General features: G+C 42.6%; 16 protein-coding genes. 9 read left to right on the top strand and 7 right to left on the bottom strand.

From position 1 onward, the window contains the following. Window positions 1–87: 87 nt before the first annotated feature. The 4 genes from M1P97_RS12440 to M1P97_RS12425 all read right to left on the bottom strand — a co-directional run bounded on the left by M1P97_RS12440 (window position 88) and on the right by M1P97_RS12425 (window position 11166). Window positions 88–1176, bottom strand: a complete 1089-nt coding sequence (locus M1P97_RS12440) for an outer membrane beta-barrel protein (protein WP_249389256.1) — start codon at window positions 1174–1176, stop codon at window positions 88–90. Window positions 1177–1188: 12 nt separating this feature from the next. Next, window positions 1189–5544, bottom strand: a complete 4356-nt coding sequence (locus M1P97_RS12435) for a T9SS type A sorting domain-containing protein (protein WP_249389255.1) — start codon at window positions 5542–5544, stop codon at window positions 1189–1191. A 153-nt stretch (window positions 5545–5697) separates the two neighbouring features. Further along, window positions 5698–6786 carry an outer membrane beta-barrel protein gene (locus M1P97_RS12430; RefSeq protein ID WP_249389254.1) on the bottom strand — a complete coding sequence of 363 codons (1089 nt, stop codon included), beginning with the start codon at window positions 6784–6786 and terminating at the stop codon, window positions 5698–5700. A gap of 12 nt (window positions 6787–6798) precedes the next feature. Next, complete coding sequence (locus M1P97_RS12425; protein WP_249389253.1) at window positions 6799–11166, bottom strand: T9SS type A sorting domain-containing protein; 4368 nt, start codon at window positions 11164–11166, stop codon at window positions 6799–6801. Between the two features lie 457 nt (window positions 11167–11623). On the opposite strand from M1P97_RS12425, the gene M1P97_RS12420 reads away from it, so the two are divergent. From M1P97_RS12420 to M1P97_RS12390, 7 genes are all read left to right on the top strand, one after another. Then, window positions 11624–12112, top strand: coding sequence for a Dps family protein (locus M1P97_RS12420; RefSeq protein ID WP_048318171.1), 489 nt, complete (start codon window positions 11624–11626; stop codon window positions 12110–12112). Between the two features lie 161 nt (window positions 12113–12273). Beyond that, window positions 12274–13227 (top strand): tyrosine-type recombinase/integrase, encoded by a 954-nt coding sequence (locus M1P97_RS12415; protein WP_195372688.1) that lies wholly within the window; start codon window positions 12274–12276, stop codon window positions 13225–13227. Between the two features lie 681 nt (window positions 13228–13908). Further along, window positions 13909–15042, top strand: coding sequence for a glycosyltransferase family 4 protein (locus M1P97_RS12410; protein ID WP_249389252.1), 1134 nt, complete (start codon window positions 13909–13911; stop codon window positions 15040–15042). Beyond that, window positions 15002–16069, top strand: a complete 1068-nt coding sequence (locus M1P97_RS12405) for a glycosyltransferase family 2 protein (protein ID WP_195372686.1) — start codon at window positions 15002–15004, stop codon at window positions 16067–16069. Before M1P97_RS12410 ends, M1P97_RS12405 begins: the two co-directional genes overlap by 41 nt. Before the next feature lie 38 nt (window positions 16070–16107). After that, window positions 16108–17112 carry a glycosyltransferase family 4 protein gene (locus M1P97_RS12400; RefSeq protein ID WP_229058482.1) on the top strand — a complete coding sequence of 335 codons (1005 nt, stop codon included), beginning with the start codon at window positions 16108–16110 and terminating at the stop codon, window positions 17110–17112. Between the two features lie 5 nt (window positions 17113–17117). Continuing rightward, window positions 17118–18299 (top strand): O-antigen ligase family protein, encoded by a 1182-nt coding sequence (locus M1P97_RS12395; RefSeq protein WP_195372685.1) that lies wholly within the window; start codon window positions 17118–17120, stop codon window positions 18297–18299. Next, window positions 18296–20080: an ATP-binding cassette domain-containing protein gene (locus tag M1P97_RS12390; protein ID WP_195372684.1), complete on the top strand. Its 1785-nt coding sequence runs from the start codon at window positions 18296–18298 to the stop codon at window positions 20078–20080. Before M1P97_RS12395 ends, M1P97_RS12390 begins: the two co-directional genes overlap by 4 nt. Here the strand turns inward: M1P97_RS12390 and M1P97_RS12385 are convergent. From M1P97_RS12385 to M1P97_RS12375, 3 genes are read right to left on the bottom strand one after another with little or no spacing between them, the layout of a single operon-like run. Then, window positions 20046–20273, bottom strand: coding sequence for a hypothetical protein (locus M1P97_RS12385; protein ID WP_249389251.1), 228 nt, complete (start codon window positions 20271–20273; stop codon window positions 20046–20048). The two genes, M1P97_RS12390 and M1P97_RS12385, sit on opposite strands and share 35 nt — an antisense overlap. Window positions 20274–20325: 52 nt before the next feature. Then, on the bottom strand, window positions 20326–20787 hold the full coding sequence (locus tag M1P97_RS12380; protein WP_195372683.1) for a glucosaminidase domain-containing protein: 462 nt from the start codon (window positions 20785–20787) through the stop codon (window positions 20326–20328). Between the two features lie 8 nt (window positions 20788–20795). Continuing rightward, window positions 20796–21245, bottom strand: coding sequence for an HU family DNA-binding protein (locus M1P97_RS12375; protein ID WP_195372682.1), 450 nt, complete (start codon window positions 21243–21245; stop codon window positions 20796–20798). Window positions 21246–21459: 214 nt separating this feature from the next. Between M1P97_RS12375 and M1P97_RS12370 the strand changes: the two genes are divergently transcribed. Beyond that, window positions 21460–21702: a DUF4248 domain-containing protein gene (locus M1P97_RS12370; protein WP_249389250.1), complete on the top strand. Its 243-nt coding sequence runs from the start codon at window positions 21460–21462 to the stop codon at window positions 21700–21702. Between the two features lie 107 nt (window positions 21703–21809). Continuing rightward, entirely contained in the window at window positions 21810–23552 is a 1743-nt protein-coding gene (locus M1P97_RS12365) for an ATP-binding protein (RefSeq protein ID WP_249389249.1), read from the top strand. Window positions 23553–23946: the final 394 nt, after the last annotated feature.

Genomic DNA, 23946 nt, shown 5'->3' with positions numbered 1-23946 from the left:
AATTGCCTGATAAGTAAAAAGGCCGGAAAATAACTTCCGGCCTTTTTTGATCGCTTAATATATTAAATATCGATTCTCTGAACTTTATCAATTCAGTTTGAACCGAAGCCCTAGTTTCACACCGAACGACATAACCTTCACTTTGTCGGTCACATCCGAGTTCAACATGCCGTTGTACGGGATACCTTGTCCGACGATCTTATTCCCTTCGGGATGATAAGAGGCAGGAGAGGAGAGCAAACCCTGGTTTTTTTTCTTCTTCATGTTGGTAAAACCGTAATCGATATAGCCACCCAACAGCAAGTCGATATCTTTGTCTTCGTTCAATGATATCAGGAAACCCAGTTCGGCTGTCCCGGCTACACCCAGCTTCAGTTTGTTCTTGCCGCTCCAGTCGAGCTCACTACCCGGATCATTGATCGTGCCGAACCCATGGTGAGGCACGGGTGATTCGGAGGGTGAACCTACATCGGACGGGATATGTGGGTAATATCCCGATACATTCAGTTCACTGGTCGTGTTACCCTGTACTTTGTATTTTGTCTGGACAGGGATTTGTAGTTTAACACCCAGCCCGGCATACATTCCCCAGTTCTCTTCTTCGCCGAAACGTGTTTGATATATTGCCATCAAAGGTATATCCAGAAGAAAAGCGGTCTGCTTTTCTTCCAGGCCTTTCAGTCGGGCACGCAGTTCGAACTCACGCGGGTGGCCGGAGAAGTCGTCGTCATCGATCATATTGCCCAGCTTCATATATTTGTCGTCCGACATATCGCCTTTTAGCCTGCCTACCGTGGCATAACGGGAGATACCTACGCCGGTAGCAACCCCCCAGTGCGGATTGAAAAAGTAACTGTAACGGATATCTACTTCATAACCGAGTTTATTGTTGCGGTTTCCTTTTTCCTGAAAGCCCTCGATCTTATAGTCCAGATCATAGCGTAAGGAAGAGGAACCCACACCGCCGGAGACGGTGAGGTAAGATGTTTTAGTCTTTGTCGTATCGCGTTGTTCTTCACGATATTCACGCTGCTGCTGACGCTGTTGCTGCTGGTTGTTGTTATACTGGCTACGTTCTCTGCCTCCCGTTCCCTGCTGAGCGGAAACGGTGCTGACCAGGCAGCCGGTGGCAAGTAATAAAACAGTTTTTCTTATGTTGGAAATCATCTTGATCATATTCAGGTTCTTTTATTTGATAATAATTTTGTGAGTTGTTGTTCTTCCGGATTCCGTCGTAACCTTGACGATATAACTTCCTGAAGCCATATCAGTAGACAGGGTAGTTTCCCATGTCTTCATCTCCAGTCTGTTCACGATCTGTCCGTTCAGGTTGTATACTTCTACGACAGCCGATTCAGGAGTTTCATCCGGTGCTCCTGTCTGGATCGTGATCGGTGTATTCTTATTGACCATCGTCGGATAAACGCGGGTACTCTGGAACTGCGTCAGTGTCTCGAATGTGATCGGACAGCTTACCACGTAAGTATCATCGGCGCGATATGCCTGTATGAAGTAGGTACCCAGTAATCCTTCCGGTACGGAATAATAGATAGAAGTTCCGTTTTTGTCGATCTTCTGCCCATCCTTATACCACTGGAAGCGTACAAACTCGTTGTCCTGATTCGTAATGTAGAGGAACTCGTTCCATTTCACCAGGATACGCAGGCCGTTTTTGCCTACCGTTACCGTGCGGCTGCTCTCCATTCCGCAGTCACCGTATACGTCTACATAATAGATACCCTCCTTGTCCGGAGTCAGTGCTGCCGTGTAGCTGTCGGAAGTCGCACCCGGAATGGCCACTTCATTGAAGAACCACTGGTAACTCAGGTTGACGCCCGTCGCTTCGACCGACAGGGTGAAGGCGTCGCCATCGCAAACGTTCACCGACTGCGGCTGGCGGGTGATGGTCGTTGTTTCCAACACTTCGATGTTGAACGGGTAAGCCTCCTCGCGATCCGGGTCGCTCTTCAGGCGCACATAGATGTTGGCGTGGTAGATACCTCTCGGGATGCGGCTGGAAACCGGAACGGTGATGTATCCCGGAGTCAGGTCCTTGTATTCCGTATCGCTGAAGCCGGCGGCAATCGCTTCATCCGTAAAACGGACGGCATACTCGATCGGATAGTCCGGATTCAGGACGCTGACAGGGATTCTGAATTCGCCGTCCACGCTACAATACGGCGCCGTCTCGCCCACATGGATCATGCCTTCGTCGGTGATGACGATCGTGTGCCGGTAAGCGGGCTGGTTGTAATACTGCTCCGATGCGATGCTTTCGCCGTTGTAGAGCGTCAGCTTGTGTACATTATATATATAGGTACCGACAAGCGTATGGGCCTCCCCTTTGTTGAAGGTGTAACGTTCGGTTTTCAAGACGGCTTCGTCCAGCGGATAATGATAGCCGGCCGGAGTGGCGGTGTACTCTATTTCCCAACGGTCGTAGGTGACGTTGTTGAAACCGACAGGGCGGATCTGCACGTACACCGGCGTCCCTTTGGTGACGGTGGTAGTGGTCAGGTTGTCCACATCCCGGAAGTCCTCGAGCTTGTTGGAGGCAGTGGAGACAGACCATTGCAGCGCGCCGCCAGGACCAGGACCGGGGCCTTCGCCGTCACCGATCACGATTGTGTGGCGGTAGGGCGAGTCGGCATAGTCGTAAGTTTCGATGGTCTGGTTGCCGTACATGTCATACAGGGTCAGTTTGGTGACGGTGTATATGTAGGTTCCCTTTTCGGTATGGGCCTCCCGGTTGTTGAAGTTGTGACGTTCGGTCTTCAGCGTCGCGTTCATGCCGTAGTAGTGTTCGGCCGGGGTCACGGTGTATTCGACCGCCCAGCGTTCGAAGTTGATGCCCTCATGTCCGACGGGACGGATCTGGACGAAGACAGGAGTGCCGTAATTCACCGAAGTGGTTGACTGGTCGTCCACATCCTTGAAGTAAGGCTGTTCGCTCGTCACTGTGGAAACGGACCATTGCAGGGCCGGATCTTTCACGACCTGTTCGTCCTGGATAACCACCTTATGCGTACAGGAAGCGTTCCGGTAGATATAGGCGGCCACTTCCACGCCGCCTTTATACAGGAGCAGCTTGGTCACATTATAATAGTAAGTACCTTCGAGCGTGTGGGCTTCCCCTTTATTGAAGTCATAGCGCAGGGTTTTCCCGATAGCCTCTCCCATCGGATAGTGGTAGTCGGCCGGGGTGGCGATGTACTCGATCGCCCAGGTGTCGAAGTCGACATGCTCCAGGCCGACCGGGCGGATCTGCACGTAAACAGGCGTTCCGACCATGACGGTCGTCGTGGAATTGTTCTCCACATCGCTGAATTCATACGGGGCGGCGGTTGTCTTGGAGACAGACCATTGCAGCTTCAACACGGAATTGGGCTCCCACCGGGCGTAAAGGTCGGTATTCTCGGTGATGGTGAAGGTCGCTCCGGGCAGGTAAGCCGTACCGGTTCCGTCGGCCTTGGTCGTCCATTTCAGGAAGATGTAGTTCAGACGGTTGGGCAGGCTCGTGGCCGGATAGGTGGCTACAACAACTTTACCTTCGTCATAAGTTTGTTTATACGTTTTATCCGGATCGAAATTAGAATGATAGGTAACCTCTAAAGCATCCTCTTTCCATAGCGCTTTATATTTTTTATTTTCTGTTATGGAAGCCGAACTTACCCAGTCCTTCTCTTCTGCATCGTCTGTTACCCACTTATGGAACTGTTTTCCGTCGGGATGAACAAGCTTGTCTGCTGCAGTGGTAGGACTGCTTATTTTACCTCCGTGATTGGTCACTTTATAATAATAGGTCGTTTTACCGTCTTCCAGATTATAGTAATCGGTTCCAACGTAATCGTTCTCTCCTAAATCTTTCCAGTTTCCACCATTGGCATTGAAGCGAACCCAAAGAATTTCGATAGAACCGGAATCGGAAAAACCGTCATTAGCAGTAATACGTGTGTTGTCATTTTGGTCTTTATTTAACAGATCGCTTAAAGTAGAGTTATCGACAGTATCGTCTGCGAGACCACTAGGTAGTATATCGACCAGACTTTTATCATTCGGTAGGATCGGGATTGTTCTAATAACGCTGTAAAGATTCTCATTTGTTCCGTCCCATCGTGGGTCTCCAGCCTTTTTGCTACCATAGGCGATTGGCTTCGGATCATCTAATCCGAAAATATTAACCAGGGGTTCTCCGATGATATTTGTTCCTGTTTTGGATGTCCATGAAGTGGATGTAATAACTGGGTATATATCTGTGGTATTTGTATTATAATAATCATCTTTGTTTCCACTTATAATGTTATTCTTTAAAGAAGCTTTTCCTGCACCAGTCATGGCTATTCCTCCACCGGCATTACCAATTATACCATTTCCTCTTAGTGCAGTATTTTTAATAATTGTATTATTTTCGAAAATAACTGTGGCTTTTGTATCTACCTCCATGGCTCCTCCGCCATCTCCACCGTCACTTTTTTGTGCTCCTCTTGCTACATTATCATAAAATGTATTATTTCTGACCTCGGCATTGACCAGATATTGTCCGACGAATGCGATTGCGCCTCCTTCGTCAAAAGCACTGTTTCCCGTGAATGTACTGTTTGAGATATTGATTTTAGGTCTGTTCGGATAACCGCCTCCGGCGTTATGATGGTAAAAATAGATTGCACCTCCGTCTGCAGTATTTCCAAGTTCACCAAACGAATCAATTTCATTTTCAACAAATTCACAATTTTCGACAATGAATTTTTCAGGATAAGCATCCTTTACAGAAATAGCACCGCCTCCTGCTGCACCATCTTTAACAGCCGTACAGTTTGTATTCTTGTAGAACCGGCTGTTTTTAAAAGAGAAAATTTCTGCCACGTTCACAGTTATATAAATAATACCGGACGGATTTGCCCAGGCGCCTCTGGCGAAATTATAAGCGAACGTACAGTTTTCTACCTCATAGGAAGTGGACCCCCTGGTATAAATAACGGAGGCCCCGCCAGTTACCTCTGTTATTCCTAAAGATATGAATGATGATTTTTTTACTGTCACTTTTTTAGCTGTCACATTTAAGCCGCAAGATGCGGGTCTCATTTTGGATAGGAGACAGTTCTCTATCGTCAAATATCCGGAGAAACTACCGGTTATTCCACCACCAATTTTAGAAGCATTCGGATTCCAGTCTTTCGGAAACTCCCCATTAACCAGGTCGGTATCTTCTATTAATCCGGTGAGGATTATATTTTGGATGGTCAATGTACCCTCTCCTGATCCGCCGATTTTGAAATGATCTTTACCAACAGCCGCTTTCAGAGTTAGATTTGCTCCGTCTACCGTGATCTTTGCAGATGAATTTATTACTAAACTTATGGCAGAAGCCTGGTTGTTAAAATCAGCCACGAAAGCGTCTGTCAATGTGAATTTACTATCTGTGGATGCAGTACTGACCAGAGACTGTAACTCTGCAACTGAATTCACATTCGTGTTGGTCTGTGCTATGGCAGGCACAGTAGCCCATAATACTATCTGAAATAGTATAAATAAAATTTTGTTCATATTTTCTATCTCTTTTACTTATCTGCTTATAAGCAGATAAGTGAGGGGGATCCCCCTCACTTAAATTAATTCTAATAAAATAAAGTTTTATATGACTACCTTTTCCTTTGTGGGGATGGGTATAACACGTTTATTCCACGTAAACTGGCTTTATCAATTCAGCTTGAACCTAAGCCCTAGTTTCACACCGAACGACATAACCTTCACTTTGTCGGTCACATCCGAGTTCAACATGCCGTTGTACGGGATACCTTGTCCGACGATCTTATTCCCTTCGGGATGATAAGAGGCAGGAGAGGAGAGTAAACCCTGGTTTTTTTTCTTCTTCATGTTGGTAAAACCGTAATCGATATAGCCACCCAACAACAAGTCGATATCTTTGTCTTCGTTCAATGATATCAGGAAACCCAGTTCGGCTGTCCCGGCTACACCCAGCTTCAGTTTGTTCTTGCCGCTCCAGTCGAGCTCACTACCCGGATCATTGATCGTGCCGAACCCATGGTGAGGCACGGGTGATTCGGAGGGTGAACCTACATCGGACGGGATATGTGGGTAATATCCCGATACATTCAGTTCACTGGTCGTGTTACCCTGCACTTTGTATTTTGTCTGGACAGGGATTTGCAGCTTCACACCCAAGCCGGCATACATTCCCCAGTTCTCTTCTTCGCCGAAACGTGTTTGATACATTGCCATCAAAGGTATATCCAGAAGAAAAGCGGTCTGCTTTTCTTCCAGGCCTTTCAGTCGGGCACGCAGTTCGAACTCACGCGGGTGGCCGGAGAAGTCGTCGTCATCGATCATATTGCCCAGCTTCATATATTTGTCGTCCGACATATCGCCTTTTAGCCTGCCTACCGTGGCATAACGGGAGATACCTACGCCGGTAGCAACCCCCCAGTGCGGATTGAAAAAGTAACTGTAACGGATATCGACTTCATAACCGAGTTTATTGTCGCGGTTTCCTTTTTCCTGAAAGCCCTCGATCTTATAGTCCAGATCATAGCGTAAGGAAGAGGAACCCACACCGCCGGAGACGGTGAGGTAAGACGTTTTAGTCTTTGTCGTATCGCGTTGTTCTTCACGATATTCACGCTGCTGCTGACGCTGTTGCTGCTGGTTGTTGTTATATTGGCTACGTTCTCTGCCCCCCGTTCCCTGCTGAGCGGAAACGGTGCTGACCAGGCAGCCGGTGGCAAGTAATAAAACAGTTTTTCTTATGTTGGAAATCATCTTGATCATATTCTGGTTCTTTTATTTGATAATAATTTTGTGAGTTGTTGTTCTTCCGGATTCCGTCGTAACCTTGACGATATAACTTCCTGAAGCCATATCAGTAGACAGGGTAGTTTCCCATGTCTTCATCTCCAGTCTGTTCACGATCTGTCCGTTCAGGTTGTATACCTCTACGACAGCCGATTCAGGAGTTTCATCCGGTGCTCCAGTCTGGATCGTGATCGGCGTATTCTTATTGACCATCGTCGGGTAAACGCGGGTACTCTGGAACTGCGTCAGTGTCTCGAATGTGATCGGACAGCTTACCACGTAAGTATCATCGGCGCGATATGCCTGTATGAAGTAGGTACCCAGTAATCCCTCCGGCACAGAGTAGTAGATGGAAGTACCGTTTTTGTCGATCTTCTGACCGTCTTTGTACCACTGGAAGCGTACAAACTCGTTATCCTGGTTGGTGATGTAGAGGAATTCGTTCCATTTCACCAGGATACGCAGGCCGTTTTTGCCTACCGTTACCGTGCGGCTGCTCTCCATTCCGCAGTCGCCGTATACATCCACGTAGTAGATACCCTCCTTGTCCGGAGTCAGTGCTGCCGTGTAGCTGTCGGAAGTCGCACCCGGGATAGCCTCTTCGTTGAAGAACCACTGGTAGCTCAGGTTAATACCGATAGCTTCGACCGACAATGTGAAGGCGTCGCCATCGCAGACATTTATCGATTGAGGCTGGCGGGTGATCATAGTTGTCTGCATTACTTCGATCTCAAACGGATGAAGTTCTACCAGACCCGGATCACTCTTCTTACGTACATACACATTTCCTGTATAGATACCTTTTGCAATGATGCTATTAACAGGAACTGTAAGGTAATTCGGAGTTACGTCTCTATATTCCGTATCCTTGAAGCCGGCATTGAGGGCTTCATCGGAGAAACGGACAGAGTATTCGAGGATATTGTCCGGATCGAGCAATTGAACAGGTATTCTGAATTCACCTTCTACGCTACAATAGGGAGCGATTTTACCCAGGCCGATCAGTCCTCCGTCGCGGATGATGATCGTGTGGATATATGCAGGTTCGGTATAATATTGTTCTGTTGCGATACTTTCACCGTTGTACAGTGTCAGTTTGTTCACTGTATAAACATAAGTTCCGACAAGTGTATGCGCTTCACCCTTGTTGAAAGTATAACGAACAGTTTTTGCAACCGCTTCTTCCAGCGGATAGTGATAACCGGTAGGAGTAGCAGTGTATTCAATTTCCCAACTGTCGTAAGTCACATTGTTGAAACCTACGGGACGTATCTGAACGTATACCGGTGTGCCTTTGATAACTGCTGTCGTCGTCAGGTTGTCCACATCCCGGAAGTCCTCTAACTTATTGGAAGCAGTAGATACCGACCATTGTAATGATCCGCCGGTTCCCGGCCCAGGGCCTTCACCGTCACCGATCACTATCGTGTGTTTGTACGGCGAGTCGTTATAGTCGTAGGTTTCAATTATCTGGTTACCATACAGATCATACAATGTCAGTTTGGTTACTGTATAAATATAAGTTCCTTTTTCCGTATGAGCCTCTTTGTTGTTGAAGCTGTGACGTTCTGTCTTGACAATCGGGTTCATACCGTAATAATGCTCTGCCGGAGTTACCGAGTATTCAATATCCCAACGCTCGAAGTTGATATCGTCATGTCCTATTGGGCGTATCTGTACGAAGACAGGAGTACCGTAATTCACGGAAGTCGTTGTCCGGTCGTTCACATCTCTGAAATAAGGTAATTCGTGGGTAACGGTGGAAACAGACCATTGCAGTGCCGGTTCTTTCGTTACCGGTTTTGCTTGGATAACAACTGTATGTGTGCAAGAAGCGTTGCGGTAATTATAAGTGGCAACTTCTGTATTATTCTTATAGAGAATCAGTTTCGTTACATTATAATAATAGGTACCAGGCAATGTGTGAGCTTCTCCTTTGTTAAAGTCATAGCGTACCGTTTGGGCTATGGATTCATTCATTGGGTTTTGATAGTCAATCGGAGTGGCTATATATTCAATTGCCCAGGTATCATAATCAATGCTATTGATATTTACCGGACGAATCTGTACATATACAGGGGTTCCTTCCATTACCGTTGTAGTGCTGTTGGTTTCTACATCGTTAAATTCATACAACTCATTGGTTGTTTTAGATACCGACCATTGCAGTTTTTCCAAATCTCCTTCAACAACCAGCGGATCGCCCGGCTTGGGTGCTTTGAATTTACAATTGTAGAAACTTCCGTAATTGGAGTTAGTAACATTATTTCCATCATCTTCAATAGCATCATAGATGGAATATTCGTCAGAGAAATCGATATTATGTAATCTGATATATTCAGGATTGGTTGCCGGCAGATTAATCTTACTTCCGTTGTATTTAATCAAACTGCCTTCGGCCCGTTGGATGATCGGATCTTCTACGGAGTTTACAGCGACAATATTTGTCTGTTTTTGGCTGAAATAATTCGGAATAGTGAAACCGCCTACCTGATTATCCTCACTTATTAATTTAATAAGCTTAGGTTCCGGTAACGTACAACTATCTTTAGCAGCTCCGGTAAATAAGGTATTCAGATTTTTAAACGGATCGCTTATTGAATTAAATACAAGATATGCTCCTGCTGATGCATCCATATATATAGGATCATTATTATAAGCAGAAGGAGAAGCGACAGGAGGATTTGCTAGTTCTCTTGATACAATAACATCATAATATGAACTGCTATTGGCATTAGGCTTACCACGGAGTTCCAGATATTTATAATTATCCGGGAAAGATATTCCAGTGCTGGAATATTTCCAGATACGTATCTTTTTTTCAGCAGGTAAATCAAGCTTACCGGCAAAAACAATGTTTCTACTCCCCGGATTTTTATTGGCATGTGTGCTTAGGCCTGTTATTGAAACGTAGTAAGCAAAATCACTTAGATCATTTATCGTGATGTCTTTAAAATAAAGCCCGTCAGCCATATTAAGATTGATTGGGGCGTATGATCGGTACAACTTTCCGCTTTCCATAGTAATATTGATGAAATACCTTTTGTAGTTGGGATTTCTGTTATCACTGGCAGCTGCTGTAAATCCTTCAACAACATTCAGAACGGAGTGTGAGTGCGATGAACCGTCTCCTATATTTCTGAATGTAAGATCCTTAAATACCATGTTGTCTGTGGATCCGATCGTTATAAAGTAATTATTACCTTTTTGATTGGAACCGGTACCTGAGCCGGTATTATTTCCGTAGAATCTTATACCTCCTCCGTCAAATACAATATTTTCAAGTACCTGATTTTCTTTAATGCGATATTTGATATGTCCGTAGTAGGAACTCCATGTGGCTGAAAATCTGTAATTCGGTCCGATGACAGTTGGATTTTCTTTATTGCCTAATCCTATTATTTTTAGTCCGTCATGAAAGAAGTGACTTTCCCAAAGGCCATTATCTGCCGGTACATAGATCCCTTCGTCAATAAATACCGTATTGTTTACTCCAAAAACTTCAGCTGGTATCCGGGCTGCTGAGGTAATAGAGCAACTAGGTATCTTATCGATTGTATAGTCGGCAGCTTCTACATATTTTACTGTACTGGAATATGTTTGTCCGTTAAAAGAAACAGTATGTAAAGTTTCATTCTTATAAAGGATGTTTTGAGTTACAAAATAGTTAGTTCCTCCTTTTTTTGTCGCATCATATTCGATTGTCGGATTGTCGAATGTCTGTCCTACCGTTACCGGAAATGTCGTATTATCCAGTTTCGCTCCAGCCGGTAGTGCCGGGTTTTTATCCGTCACCATTGTACCGTCGAAGGTCACACCTACGGACGCTTCCGTAGCTTCTGCAATCTCGGCTGCTTTGATGGCTACTTTGATCGTCTTTCCGTTATCTTCTTTTTTAAATGTATAATTCAATGTTGCACTTGTTTGACCGGCTATCTCTTCGCTGCCGATATACCATTTGAAGGTATGTCCTGTAGAACCATTCGCCTTGAATTCTAAGGTCAGTGTGATTTGATCCCCTTCATTCAGGGAATTGCCAGGCATGCCTGTTAAACTTGTAACAGTCGGTTTTCCGATCACTTTGATCGGTACCAGGTTACTGGATCCTGTTCCATCGAAACATTGTAATAATTTCCCATCATCTTTGTAAGATAGAGTAACACTGTTTAAAGTAATTTCCTTGCCATCTAAAGTCCATTTGGTGGGAGTTCCTCCGGCGGCACTGAAATAGCTTCCCAAATTAACGTTGCTCCCCTCCGGTATTGAAGGTGAGGTGGTGGGTGAAATCGATAATTGTGCAAAAAGTACCCCTGCTAAATGAAGTAGCAGTAATAAAATAAAGTTCTTTCGTATCATGTTAAAATAATTAGTGGTATAATAATTTATATCAAATGTATATGAAAGTTTTTTTGTGCACAAATGTTAAATGGAAGATTGGCGCAGATTATGAGTTTTATTGTTTGGTAAATCCGGTCCGGTTGTAATGTAAATATAAATGATTGATATGTATATAAATACTTCAGGTGTGAAACTTCAAAGGATGTGTAAAACGGTGCAACTTCACTACCTAAGAATGAAAAGCTTTCGAAATTCTTGCATTGTTTAACTTTATTTAAAGGATGGGTGTTACTCTTATTCTTGATTGAACTTTTGAACTATTCAGTGTTTGAGTAGAGGTTTTATTACCTTGTTGGAAGTTTGATAGATAGAATCTATTAGTATATAAGAATTATCTGTTTGACAGGTAGTTACATATGCTGTATCTTTGCAGTACAAGAAAACAAAAACGTATAACATATAAAAATTAAGAGTTATGAAAACATTAGATTATTTGCATTTAGATGCATCAGCAGCAAACAAAGTAGTAGAAGCATTACAGCAGTTATTAGCCGACTATCAGGTATTCTATACAAACCTTCGCGGATTTCATTGGAACATTAAAGGACATGGTTTCTTTGTTCTCCACAGCAAATTTGAAGAAATGTATGACGATGCAGCCGAAAAGGTAGACGAACTGGCAGAACGTATCCTGATGTTGGGTGGTGTACCGGTAAATAAATTCAGTGAATATCTGAAAGTGGCAAGAGTAAAAGAGGTATCAGGCGTTTCCTGTGGCGATGAAGCTTTGGAGAATATCCTGAACACTTATGGACAGTTTATTGCTGAAGAACGTAAATTGCTTTCACTAGCATCAGAAGCCGGTGATGAAGCTACGGTAGCTCTGATGAGCGATTATCTGAAAGAACAGGAAAAATTAGTTTGGATGTTAGTAGCTTATTCCACTTGCGATTGCAAGAAGTAATGAGAAGTAAGTATAAGTATTAATAATTCATTCGTTGCGTTAGGAAAGAGGATGCCGTGAGGTATCCTCTTTTTGTTTTTGTATATCAATAGCTTTCAAGTAAGAAGGAAACAAATAACTCTTATATTTGTTTCATATTTGCAAATTAAAAATGAAGAGATATGCTAGTGGAACAAAGTAAAATGAAGGATGCTCATAAATGTATGTTGAGCTATATGGATCTTTTGGAGAAAAACAAACAAGTATCTGGTAAAAACGGAACGGCAGGCCTATATAAAGCGACCCATAATCAGTTGAAATTATTTCTCGGTAAAGGCAAGTTGAATATGAAACGGATAGATGTACAATTGGTTAATGATTTTGTTTCTTATCTCGAGTCATTGAATCTGAGCCGTAATTCAGTGACTAATTACATAAGTATCTTCCGGTCGGTTTATAATAGTGCCGTATCTGAAAACCTGCTTACCCCCAAAATAAATCCTTTTCAGAAGCTACATCTTCGTCCTATTTCTACCTTTAAACGTTCGGTGGGAATGGATGTAATAAAGGATATGGCACGATTGAATCTGAGGGATAATAAACGTCTTGATTTTGCCCGCGATCTGTTCCTGTTCAGTTTTATGGCTTGCGGTATGCCTTTTGTTGATCTGGCTCACCTGACCCGCAGTAACGTACATGGAAATGTGATCATTTATCACCGTGTAAAAACAAAGACTGAGATTCGTGTTACGATCACTTCCGGCATGCGCCGTCTACTTGAAAAGTATGCCGATAAGAACTCCGATTTATTATTTCCTGTATTACAGGCGAAAGATGTTTCTTATGAAACATATAAGGTTGCTTTACGAACCTACAACCGTCGTTTGGAAAAGATAGGTGAAAAGATACATTGTCCTGTCAAACTGACCTCGTATGTTGCCCGTCATTCCTGGGCAATGTGTGCAAAAGAGCATTCCATATCAGTAACGGTAATCGGACAGGCATTAGGACATACGTCTGAAAAAGCAACTCAATTTTATCTGAGTAATCTGGATCAATCGGTAATTGATCGGGTAAATATGAAAATCACAGGGTTTGTAGAAAAGTGGATATGCAAGAGTGCAGTTAAAATTTGACACTTATTTATGGAATAAGGGTCATTGCCAATAATTAAGTAGAGCTTAAATCATAAAATACTTTCCCTATACTACTGGACAGCTTGAAAATCTATGATAGTGCAAAAGTAAAAATTTAATATTGATAAAGCTTTAGTCAAGAAACTTTTTGCGTCTTAAAAAATCATAAAATTAAGATAATACTAATGGAGTTAATGTGAAAATTAGCCTAAAATCATTCATAATGAATTGTTTATAGAAATCAAAGCTAGCCGCTATAAATTCATTAACCGAACTTAGCAGAATTAATTAATATTCAAAAGTCAATCTGTTGACGTTTGTTTAAAGAACAAGGGCCTTTGTAATACTATTTTACTAAATAAACGCTACTATCTTTTTATAAGAGATCCTGTCTCTTCTTTTTCTCAATAACAGATTCTTCTTTTTTCCCATACTGTGTTGTATATGGGTATAATTGATCTTATCCAACTTTTTTATTTAAAACAAAGGACGCATGTTGTTGATATATAGCTATTTATTGGCAATGACCCTTATTCCATAAATAAGGGTCAAAAAATATAAAACACTAGTATGTCGTCCAAGAGAATGGGACTGACCAACTTTGTTATATAAAAACTTAATTCTAATAAGATGGCAATTAATTCATTACCAGTTGTTTTGACTTTTTTAAAAGGAGAAACAATGAAAGCGGAATTTATCATCTCGCTTTGTTTTTTATTGTCTTTTCTGGTTTCTTTATTTTCGCTCCCTCGTATAATAGTTATCTCCAAACGAAAACGCTTATATGATGATCCGAATGCCCGAAAAAGTCATTCGGAAGCAATCTCCCGTTTGGGAGGGTTGGTATTCATTCCTTCCATGTTTATATCATTATCATTCTCGACAGCTTTTCGTTACCTGATCGATTTCCCGTTAAATTCTTCACTGACAGGATTTACATTGTTGGAATTTCTGTTTCTATTAACCGGCAGTTTTTTCTTATTTCTGGTAGGTGTGAAGGACGATCTGGTCGGGGTACGCTACCGCAAAAAGTTTGCCGCTCAGTTTCTGGTTGCTTCCTTGTTGCCGATGGGTGGTCTCTATATTAATAACTTTTACGGGTTATTCGGATTATATGAAATACCCGTTTTGATAGGTATTCCTTTTACAATTGTCATGATCGTATTCATCACAAACGCAGTCAACCTGATAGATGGAATTGACGGATTGGCAGCAAGTGGTGCTTTGGTATCGTTTACGACATTCGGAGTATTGTATATCCTGAAAAGCGAATGGCTGTATTCGATGCTTGCTTTTGCTATGGTGGGGTGTTTACTGCCATTCATGTATTATAATATATTCGGTTTGGCAGAACATGGCACAAAAATGTTTATGGGTGATTCCGGTTCATTATCGTTGGGATATTTATTATCTTTTTTTGCTATAAAATATGCCATGTATGTTCCCGGGCAAGCACCGGATATTCATTGTCTGGTTATTCCTTTTTCCTTATTGTTTATCCCGCTTTTCGATGCTTTGCGCGTGATGGTGGTCCGTGCTTATCAGAAACACTCTCTGTTCCTGGCCGATCGTAATCATATTCACCATAAATGCCTGGATGCAGGTTTCAGCCATTTACAGGCAACAATCATGCTGGTTGGCTATACCATAGTAATGTTGTTTGCCAATCTGGGTTTATCCCATATTTTTGATATGAATATCTTGTTAATCATCAATGTGTTGCTGGCTATATGCCTAAATACATTGTTGAGTTCAAAAATAAAACGGAGAAAAGATGCAAAAACCTTTGATTTCAGTAGTAGTACCGGTTTATAACGGTGAGAAATATCTGTCTGCCTGTTTGGATAGCATTTGTAACCAGACGTTGCAGGAGTTGGAGATCATTGTAGTCGACGATGGTTCGACGGATGGAAGCGGACGTATAGCTGACGAATATGCTGCAAAAGACATGCGTATACAGGTTATTCATCAGAGAAACGGGCATTTGAGTGTTGCCCGTAATGCTGGATTGTCTGTGGTAAAAGGAGATTTTGTATCATTTATCGATGCAGACGATTGGATCGACAAAGAAATGCTGAAGGCCATGTGCGCGACAATGGTTTCGAATTCGTTGGATCTGGTTATTACCGGAGTCCGTGTCGAGTATCCCGGCGAGAACAGATTTTACTATCAACGGACAGATATTTATCTGGAAGCTAACACCCGTAAGGATATAAAAACTCTTTATTTCAGATTGAAAGAGTTATGTTTGTTTAACTATGTCTGGAACAAATTATATCGTGTTTCTTTTCTTCAGGCAAATAATTTGTCTTTCATTGTTGAACCGCCTTATGAGGATGAATCGTTTAATATGGAAGTTTTTATGAAGGCCTCTTCTATAGGTGTTTTGTCTGATACACCTTACCATTATATGCGTTATGATAACGGTTCCATAGTGGCCTCTTATAAAGCAGACCTGTTGAACGCCTATGCGGATAAATGTAAAATCTATCATCGTTTTTTTACTCATCTTCAAATGTCTCCCGAGTGGATAAAAGAGTCTTTACAGGAAGGCTGGTGGGATACCTATTGCGGATATGTTCAAAGCCTGTATAAGAAGAATGCCCGGCTAAGCCGTAAAAAAAGAATGGAATTGATTGAACGGCATATATATCAAGATCGTTCATTTCAGGATCTGGTTTCTGTAATACGACCTCATGACAGGATGGAAAAAGTCTTTCGTACCTTATCGCAATATGGTTCACCCCGGCAGATAGATCTGATGTATTCTACTTTATTTTACTTACGTTATCATTTGGAGGGGCTATATCGGTATTATCGTAAAACTAAACAGACAAGATGATGTATAATTCTACAATATTAATTTTATATACGGAACTGATGCCCTATAACATCATTGTTATAAAGGAATTGGTCAGAAAAGGATGTCGTGTGCATGTGGTGTTATGGGATTTGAATACAGAGACACCTTACCTTCCTCCCCAACTGGAAGGAGTCACTTATTATAATCGTTCCGCTTTTTGGAATCCGGATCATTTATTCCGGCTGGTAAAAAAACTGGGTCCGGATCTGGTTTGGACGGCAGGATGGATCGACCCTTTATACAATGAGGTAGCAGGTATGATCCGTGAAAAAATACATATTCCGGTAGTTGCCAGTAGCGATACGCAATGGCGGGGAGGCAAACAGTGGTTTAATGTATTTGCAGCCCGCTTCCGCCAACACAGGTGGTTTAGCCATATATTTGTATCCGGAGAGTGGCAGGAGATATATGCCCGTAAGTTGGGATTCCGGTCTGAACAAATACTGATGCATAATCTGTCTGCCGATGTCGATCTTTTCAGCCGGGTAGATGCGGACGGCCGGGAAAACAACTATCCGAAAAGACTATTATATGTGGGGCGTTTTGCATCGGTCAAGGGATTGACTTTCTTGCTTAAAGCCTGGAAATCTATTCCTGATCGGAAAGGTTGGACGTTAACCCTGATCGGAAATGGTCCGGAAAAAGAAAAATTAGTTGGATATCCTGATGTCGAGATATTTGATTTTATGAAGCAGGAAGATCTGGCAAAAATGATGGGAAATTCCGGTGCTTTTATTCTTCCTTCGGTGTCTGAACCTTGGGCATTGGTTCTCCATGAAGCCGCTTGTGCCGGTTTGCCGATTCTGGCATCGAATTGCTGTGGGGCGATCACCTGTTTTGTGGAAGATAAAGAAAATGGATTTTTGTTTACTCCGCGAAATATTACTTCTATTCGGAAATCGATTGAAACATTGATTGCTTTACCTGTTTCGGATTTGTTGGATATGGGAAGAAAAAGCAAAATACGATCGACAATGATAACCCCTTTAAAAGTGGCAAATACCTTATTGCAGGTTTTGTAGGCAGTATGGATAAAATATTGATTTGGATTCTTTTGTATCTTTCCCTGACAAAGGTAGTACCTCTATTGCCTGCTTTTCCCGATCTTGTTTATTATGGAGTCTTTTTGGGGAGTTTTATTTGGCTGGTAATAAGAGGCGGTTTACATATTTCCGGGAAATATTTACCGTTTCTACTGGCTATATTTTTTTCGGTATGGGTTAACGATATTCCTGCTTTTTTTCGAACTTATTTCCGGATAATGGCCTTTCTGGCTATTGTCCTGATGGTAGGACCTTTTGTAATAAATCAGCGATTGATAAAATATCGTCGGTTATTGTTGATCCGCAGTCTTATTTTTATCCGGTGGATTATTGTCGGTTCTTTTGTCGTTTGGCTGATTATGCCTTCTTTCGTTTTGGGGACAAAAGGATTTCAGGGTTTGGCAAATCATTCGATGCTGATAGGGCCGTTGGGCGGTATCTCTTTACTTTATGGTTTGTATCGTTTCTATCTGGCTGAAACAACAACTATGCGCTGTAAGGAAATAGGGCATGTTGTAATATCTTTTCTGGTCATATTGCTGGCAGGTTCACGTGCTGCTCTTGGAGGAATGATATTGGGTGTTATCGTATTTTATGTCCGTAAGTATAGGCACTATACGGCGCGCCTTATAAAAATCGGCGTGGCTTTCCTTCTTTCGCTGGTCGCTACTTTCAGTCTTTGGTGGCCTTATACGGAACGTTTGCGAAGCAAGATGGAGTTAAGTGAAAATACAGGAAATCTGACATCCTCCCGGGAAGGGTTGTGGCAGGACCGTATAAACGAATTCTATGCTTATCCTTTTTTCGGAGTCGGTTTTGCCAGTTATAATCTGGATTATGTATCCGATACGACGTATGCTATTAACATGAAAACAGGGACTGTCGAGCCGGGGAGCGGCTGGCTTTTCCTTTTGTCTTCTATGGGGTTGATAGGGTTGCTGTCTTTTTCCGTTCCGGTGGGTTATCTGTTTTTTATTATATATAAAAATGACAGTTTGGGGGTGAACGGCTCACTGATCTGTTCCCTGTTGGTTTTGTTGTCCGCCCATATGTTTTTTGAAGGATATATTGTTTCCTCAGGTGCCTATCTTTGTTTTTTCTTATGGCTTTTACTGGCAGAAAGCGAACAAATAATACAAAATAATAACAAACGATTGTCTGTATGAATCCATTGATATCTTCTGTGATAACCCGGTTGTATAAATTATTGCCCCGACAGCTTCAGTTACGGATCTGGGCTGTTGTCGCTTCTGTCTTTATTATGTCTGTATTCGACCTGATAGGGGTTGGTGTCTTATTGCCGGTCTTATTGTTGGTTTTGAATGAAAACACGATATTTCAGAATAAGTATTTGGCGGCGGCATATCAATGGGGTGGTTTTGATAATTACCGTTCATTTGTCTTTTTTGTCTGTGCGGCGATTCTGATATTTTCTGTCGGCCGGATATTGATTTGTACCTGGATACAGTATAAACAAAACAAACGGCTGTTTTCCATTTCGAGTTATCTGTCGTTACGTTTGTATGACTACTATTACTCGAAAGGTTTTTTGTATATCAAGCAGAACAACAGCCATTCTCTGATCAATAAGGTGAACGGTATTTCTTCCGGTTTGGTGCAGGGATACCTGATCCCTTACACACAGCTGATCTGCGAGTGTTTCGTGATGTTGTCGATTGTTGCCGGCTTGATACTATTCAATGTATATGTCTTTCTGCTGGTATTGCTCACTTTTGTTCCTATAACGCTTATCTATTACCGTTTTTCCCGTTCGAGGATAAAAGCGTATGGAAAAATTTTGTATTTGCTGGCTCCCCAGCGGGGGAAGCTGTTGCAACAAACATTTGTCGGATATACGGATATGGAAATGAGTAATACATTTCCGGACAGTCTGGCAAAGTTTCGGCAGTTGCTTGAAAAACAGAATGGAATTGCTCTTCGTAACCTCTTGCTCGGCGGGTCTTTGCAGAAAGCCCTGGAAGTTGCGATCGTCTGTTCGCTGGTGGTATTGATCTTGGCGAGCCAATTGCTGGAACTGCCCTCTTTGGGTATGATAATAGGCCTTTTTGCCATCGCTGTATATCGTGTATTGCCGGGATTGATCCGTAGTACGGGATACTATTTCAATATGAAAGGCAATTCGTTCGCGGTGGAATTACTGGAAGATCTGGAGGAGGAGCAGAAAGAGGAACGAACACTTGTACAGATGCCGCTCGGATACGAGCGTACGATCGCTATTCGCAACCTTAGTTTTTCGTATGACAAGAAAGTGAAAGTACTGGAAAATATATCACTGGAAATCCATAAAGGTGATTTTATCGGATTCCGTGGTGAGTCGGGTTCTGGTAAATCGACCTTATTTCATTTGCTGTTGGGATTCCTCCAACCTGATTCGGGGGGCATTTACGTTGATGATCTGCTGTTGTCTCCTGACAAGTTGGTGTCGTGGCGAAGTAAGATCGGATATGTATCGCAACAACTGTTTATGATAGAAGGAACTTTGCTGGATAATATAGTAATGAGTTCGGGTAAGGTTATTCCCGACAGAAAACGGGTGTCGGAAGTGATTCGACTGGCTTCCCTGGATAAATTTATCGGTACATTGCCTGATGGTGTGGATACCCCGGTAGGTGAGGGAGGATGTCTGCTATCTGGAGGACAGCGGCAACGGTTGGGCATTGCCCGGGCTTTATATAAAAAAGCAGATATATTAATGTTCGATGAAGCAACCTCTTCTTTGGACGAAACAACCGAACATGCCATCAACGATGCCATTGTCCGGTTGTCGGATGCTTGTCCGGGCCTAACGCTGTTGGTTATTTCCCATCGTTCGGAATCGTTGGCTGTTTGCCGGAAAGTGATAAATATCGAAGAACTCGGGAGAAAAGTTCGGTATTCTGCTTCTGAAGAGTTTATCCCAGCAGTTTCACCAGGTAACCTCCCGTAGCGCAAACGATCAGTGCCCATCCCATCAAATTTTCGGGGGAGGGGGAGTTTTCCGGTAAAGCGATAGTATCGTTCCGATGGCCGCCAGTGCCACTTCCGTGTTGCGGAGAATGAGTGCCAGTGTGGCTACCGCCGCCAGGCTCAGGCTGATGGCATTGATGCCTCCCTTTGCCCCGAAAAATCAGGCGCGTCACGGATAACAAGAAGTCGAAGATAACTTTTAAAGTGTTCATAATAAAGAATCGTTTAATGTGTAATACCAGGCATTATACCGGTGATGTAGGAACTGATGCTAACCAGCATCTTCTGATAGTCAGACCGGTTGTCTCCGTTCATTTCACTGATGTAGTGGCTATATGAAATCTCTTTGGCATACGCTTCGGGATGAAAACTCATAGCAGCTGCAAACGGATAAGCCGTAGTGATCAGCCGGGCAAAATCGAAGAAACTCTGCTGCGGCATCGGGTAAATACGAAACTGAAGATGCGACTTTTCTCCCGGTTCTGTTTTATTGCCATTCCAATAGATATTGGATTTGCCGTAGCCGGTAATACCGAAGTAGTTGTGATACATTTTGCAGAGATCGCTTTCTCCCCAGCCGCTTTCGATAGCCGCCTGGGCAAGGATAACGACCGGATTCAGTTTGTAATGTTCTCCGGCTGCTTGTGCAGCCGGAAGAAATTGTTGGATAAATTCTTGTTTATACATAATATGGACTATTCGATCACCGGTCTGTCATCTTCCGGAGTGGAGGGTGATGACTTTTCGGATGATAACGGTTTAATTTCTTCATACGTAGCATTCCTGCGAATGTCGTTCAACATGGTTCCCGGAACATACACGATACGTGCATTCTTGAAAAGAGAGGTGTCGAAATCATCGACAGTGGCAGCTCCTTTGCTGCCGGCTACCATACGGAAATTACCCAGGCGGCCCATCTGGATGATATCGCCTTCTTCCAGGCGCTCCTGCATCACCGACAGAAGGCCTTCGACTACCAGCATGACATCACCGATGAAAGCTGTGCTTCGCATGGCGATCATATCGCAAAGCTTCTGGAAGCTTACTTTTTTCAACGAGCGGATCTGTCCGTAATACAATTTATCTCCCTTTTCGGCATCTTTGCTCATATCGGGACGTTCTACTACATGAAAATTTAATGACATAGCTTTGATAATTAATGATGAATAATTAATAATTGGTTATCGATAACAATACAAAGGTACGACAGGCGGGTAGGGGCTGAATGGGATGTGACAGGATAGGATGGAATATGGGAAAATATAATGAAATATCGTTGAATTTAATGGGTTAAGATCTTGTTTATATGGCGTTTGTTTTGTAAATTTAAAACATAAAACCAACAAAATAATATTTGATATGAACACTGACAATTATCCCGAAGAAAAGAAATTTGAGATCAGAACATATGGCTTTACAGAGCTAGCCCTGTTATATAATCCGACATTGCAACCGACATCAGCCGCCAATGCCCTGAGAAGATGGATCAATTACAATCCCAAGCTATCTGCCGCTCTGGAAGAAGCCGGTTGGATAAAAGGACAACGCAAGTTCACCCCGTTGCAAACAGAGCAGATGCGGCGCTTTCTGGGGGAACCCTGAAAATTGAAATTAAGAATTTAAAATTAGACAGTACATACGGTTTAATTATTTATCTTTGTGTTATTGCTACCCGAAAGAGTAGGTAAAATTATAGAATGAAGAAAGATATGGCAAAGAAAATACCTTACGGATTGACAGATTATGTATTGTTAATGACTGATAATTATTACTATGTGGATAAGACGCAGTATATTTCTCTGTTGGAGCAGACGGCTCGTTACCTGTTCCTGATCCGTCCGCGCCGTTTCGGAAAATCGTTATTTCTGAATATGCTTCACTGTTATTATGATGTAAAATATGCCGATCGTTTTGATGAATTATTCGGCAATCAATATATAGGGAAGCATCCGACGGGCGAACAAGGGAAGTATTTGGTTCTTTATTTCAATTTCAGTGCCGTTCGCGGTTTGGGAGAAGATCTAGAGAAAAACTTCAATAGCTATGCTAAAATTCAGATGGAAGGTTTTGCCGACCAGTATGCTTCTTATTTTGAACCTGGTTTTCCAAAAGAGATCCGTGAGTTGGAAACGGCTGCCAGTCAGCTGAACTTTATCGGGAAGCGTGCTGCTATGTCAGGTCTGTCTATTTATTTGTTGATCGACGAATATGATAATTTCACCAACACTATTTTATCGAGTGAGGGTAATAATGTGTACCGTGCCTTGACACATGATTCTGGCTTTTATCGCGGATTTTTTAATATTGTCAAATCGATAACCACCGGTCCGGAAGCTCCTGTTAAACGAATGTTCATTACCGGTGTCTCTCCCGTCACGTTGGATGATGTGACAAGTGGGTTCAATATTGGGACGAATATCACTACCAATCGTAAATTCAATGGAATGGTTGGCTTTAGTGAATCCGAATTATATGAAATGTTATCTTACTATAATGCGGAAGGAATGTTGCCTGATCCCATAGATGAGGTAACCCGTATGATGAAACCCTGGTATGATAATTATTGTTTTGCAAAAGAATGTATAGGGCAAACTATGTATAACTCCGATATGGTGCTCTATTTTCTTAATAACTACTTATTAGATGGGCATGTTCCTTCCGATATGCTGGATCGTAACATCCGTACGGATTACAGTAAATTGCGTCATTTTATCCGTATCGATAAGATGCAGGAAGAAGGGTGTTCAGTAATAACCCGGTTGATCGATACTGGAGAAGTGAATGGGAATGCTATAAAAAGTAGTTTTCCCGCAGAGAATCTGGCTGACCCAGGCAACTTTATCTCCCTGCTTTACTATTTCGGTTTGTTGACTTATGACCGGGTAGAATATGGAGAAACAATTATGAAAGTCCCCAACCTGGCCGTTCGCGAACAGATTTACGGTTACCTTGTGGAAGCGATGAAAGAACGCGAATCGGTTGTTTTCCCGTTTATGGAGTTCTCCGATCGTATGCGCCGTATGGCCTATTTCGGAGAATGGGAGGCTGCATTGGCCTTTTTTGCCGAACAGGTAGATAAGAAAGCTGTCCTTCGCGATGCGATCTATCAGGAAACGACCATTAAGACATTGATGGTAGCTTATATGGGGTTGACGGATTATTTTATTATCTGGCCGGAGTTTGAGGCGGGTCGCGGTTTCTCCGATCTTTATTTAATGCCCAACCTGGCGAACTATCCGGATATGAAGTATTCGTACCTGATCGAGTTGAAGTTCCTGAAACGGGATGATACGACAACGAAGGTTGATTCGTTGATAGAAGAGGCAGAAACGCAATTACGTAAATATGCCTCCGATGAAAAGGTTCTAGCCAGTTCCGGAAATACCCGTTTACGCCTGCTGGCAGCCGTCTATAAAGGCTGGCAACCGGTAGCGATGCGTGAATTTGAATAGTTCAAGAATCTTAGGAAATAGAAAAAGGTGAAGCCTTTTTCTATTAATAATGAATAATTGGGCTTCGCGCTCGGATGTTAGAAATAACTGAGTTATTATAGCAAGATATGAGCTTATGTGCCCACCGGCTAACTGTCCTTAATAAGGCAGGCTTAGTTACAGGTTTATTTGCCGTCAGTTTTAACTGACGGATCAGTAAATGATCTATTTCTCTGGACTTTAGTCCCATTTTAAACAGTCTCTTTATTTACAGAGAAATGTGGCTAAAGCCAAAGAAGGAGAAACAACTTGTAATCCGTCAGCTAAAGCAGACGGCAAATGAACCTGTAATGGCGGAGTCTCTTTGATAAGGGGATAGCTTCAATGATAGCTCATATCTGTCAAATAATGAAAC

This window comes from Parabacteroides leei, from assembly GCF_023369805.1.
GTDB classification, from domain to species: domain Bacteria; phylum Bacteroidota; class Bacteroidia; order Bacteroidales; family Tannerellaceae; genus Parabacteroides; species Parabacteroides leei.
Note: the sequence above shows the minus strand (reverse complement) of the source record. Positions and strands in the feature narration are given on the sequence as shown.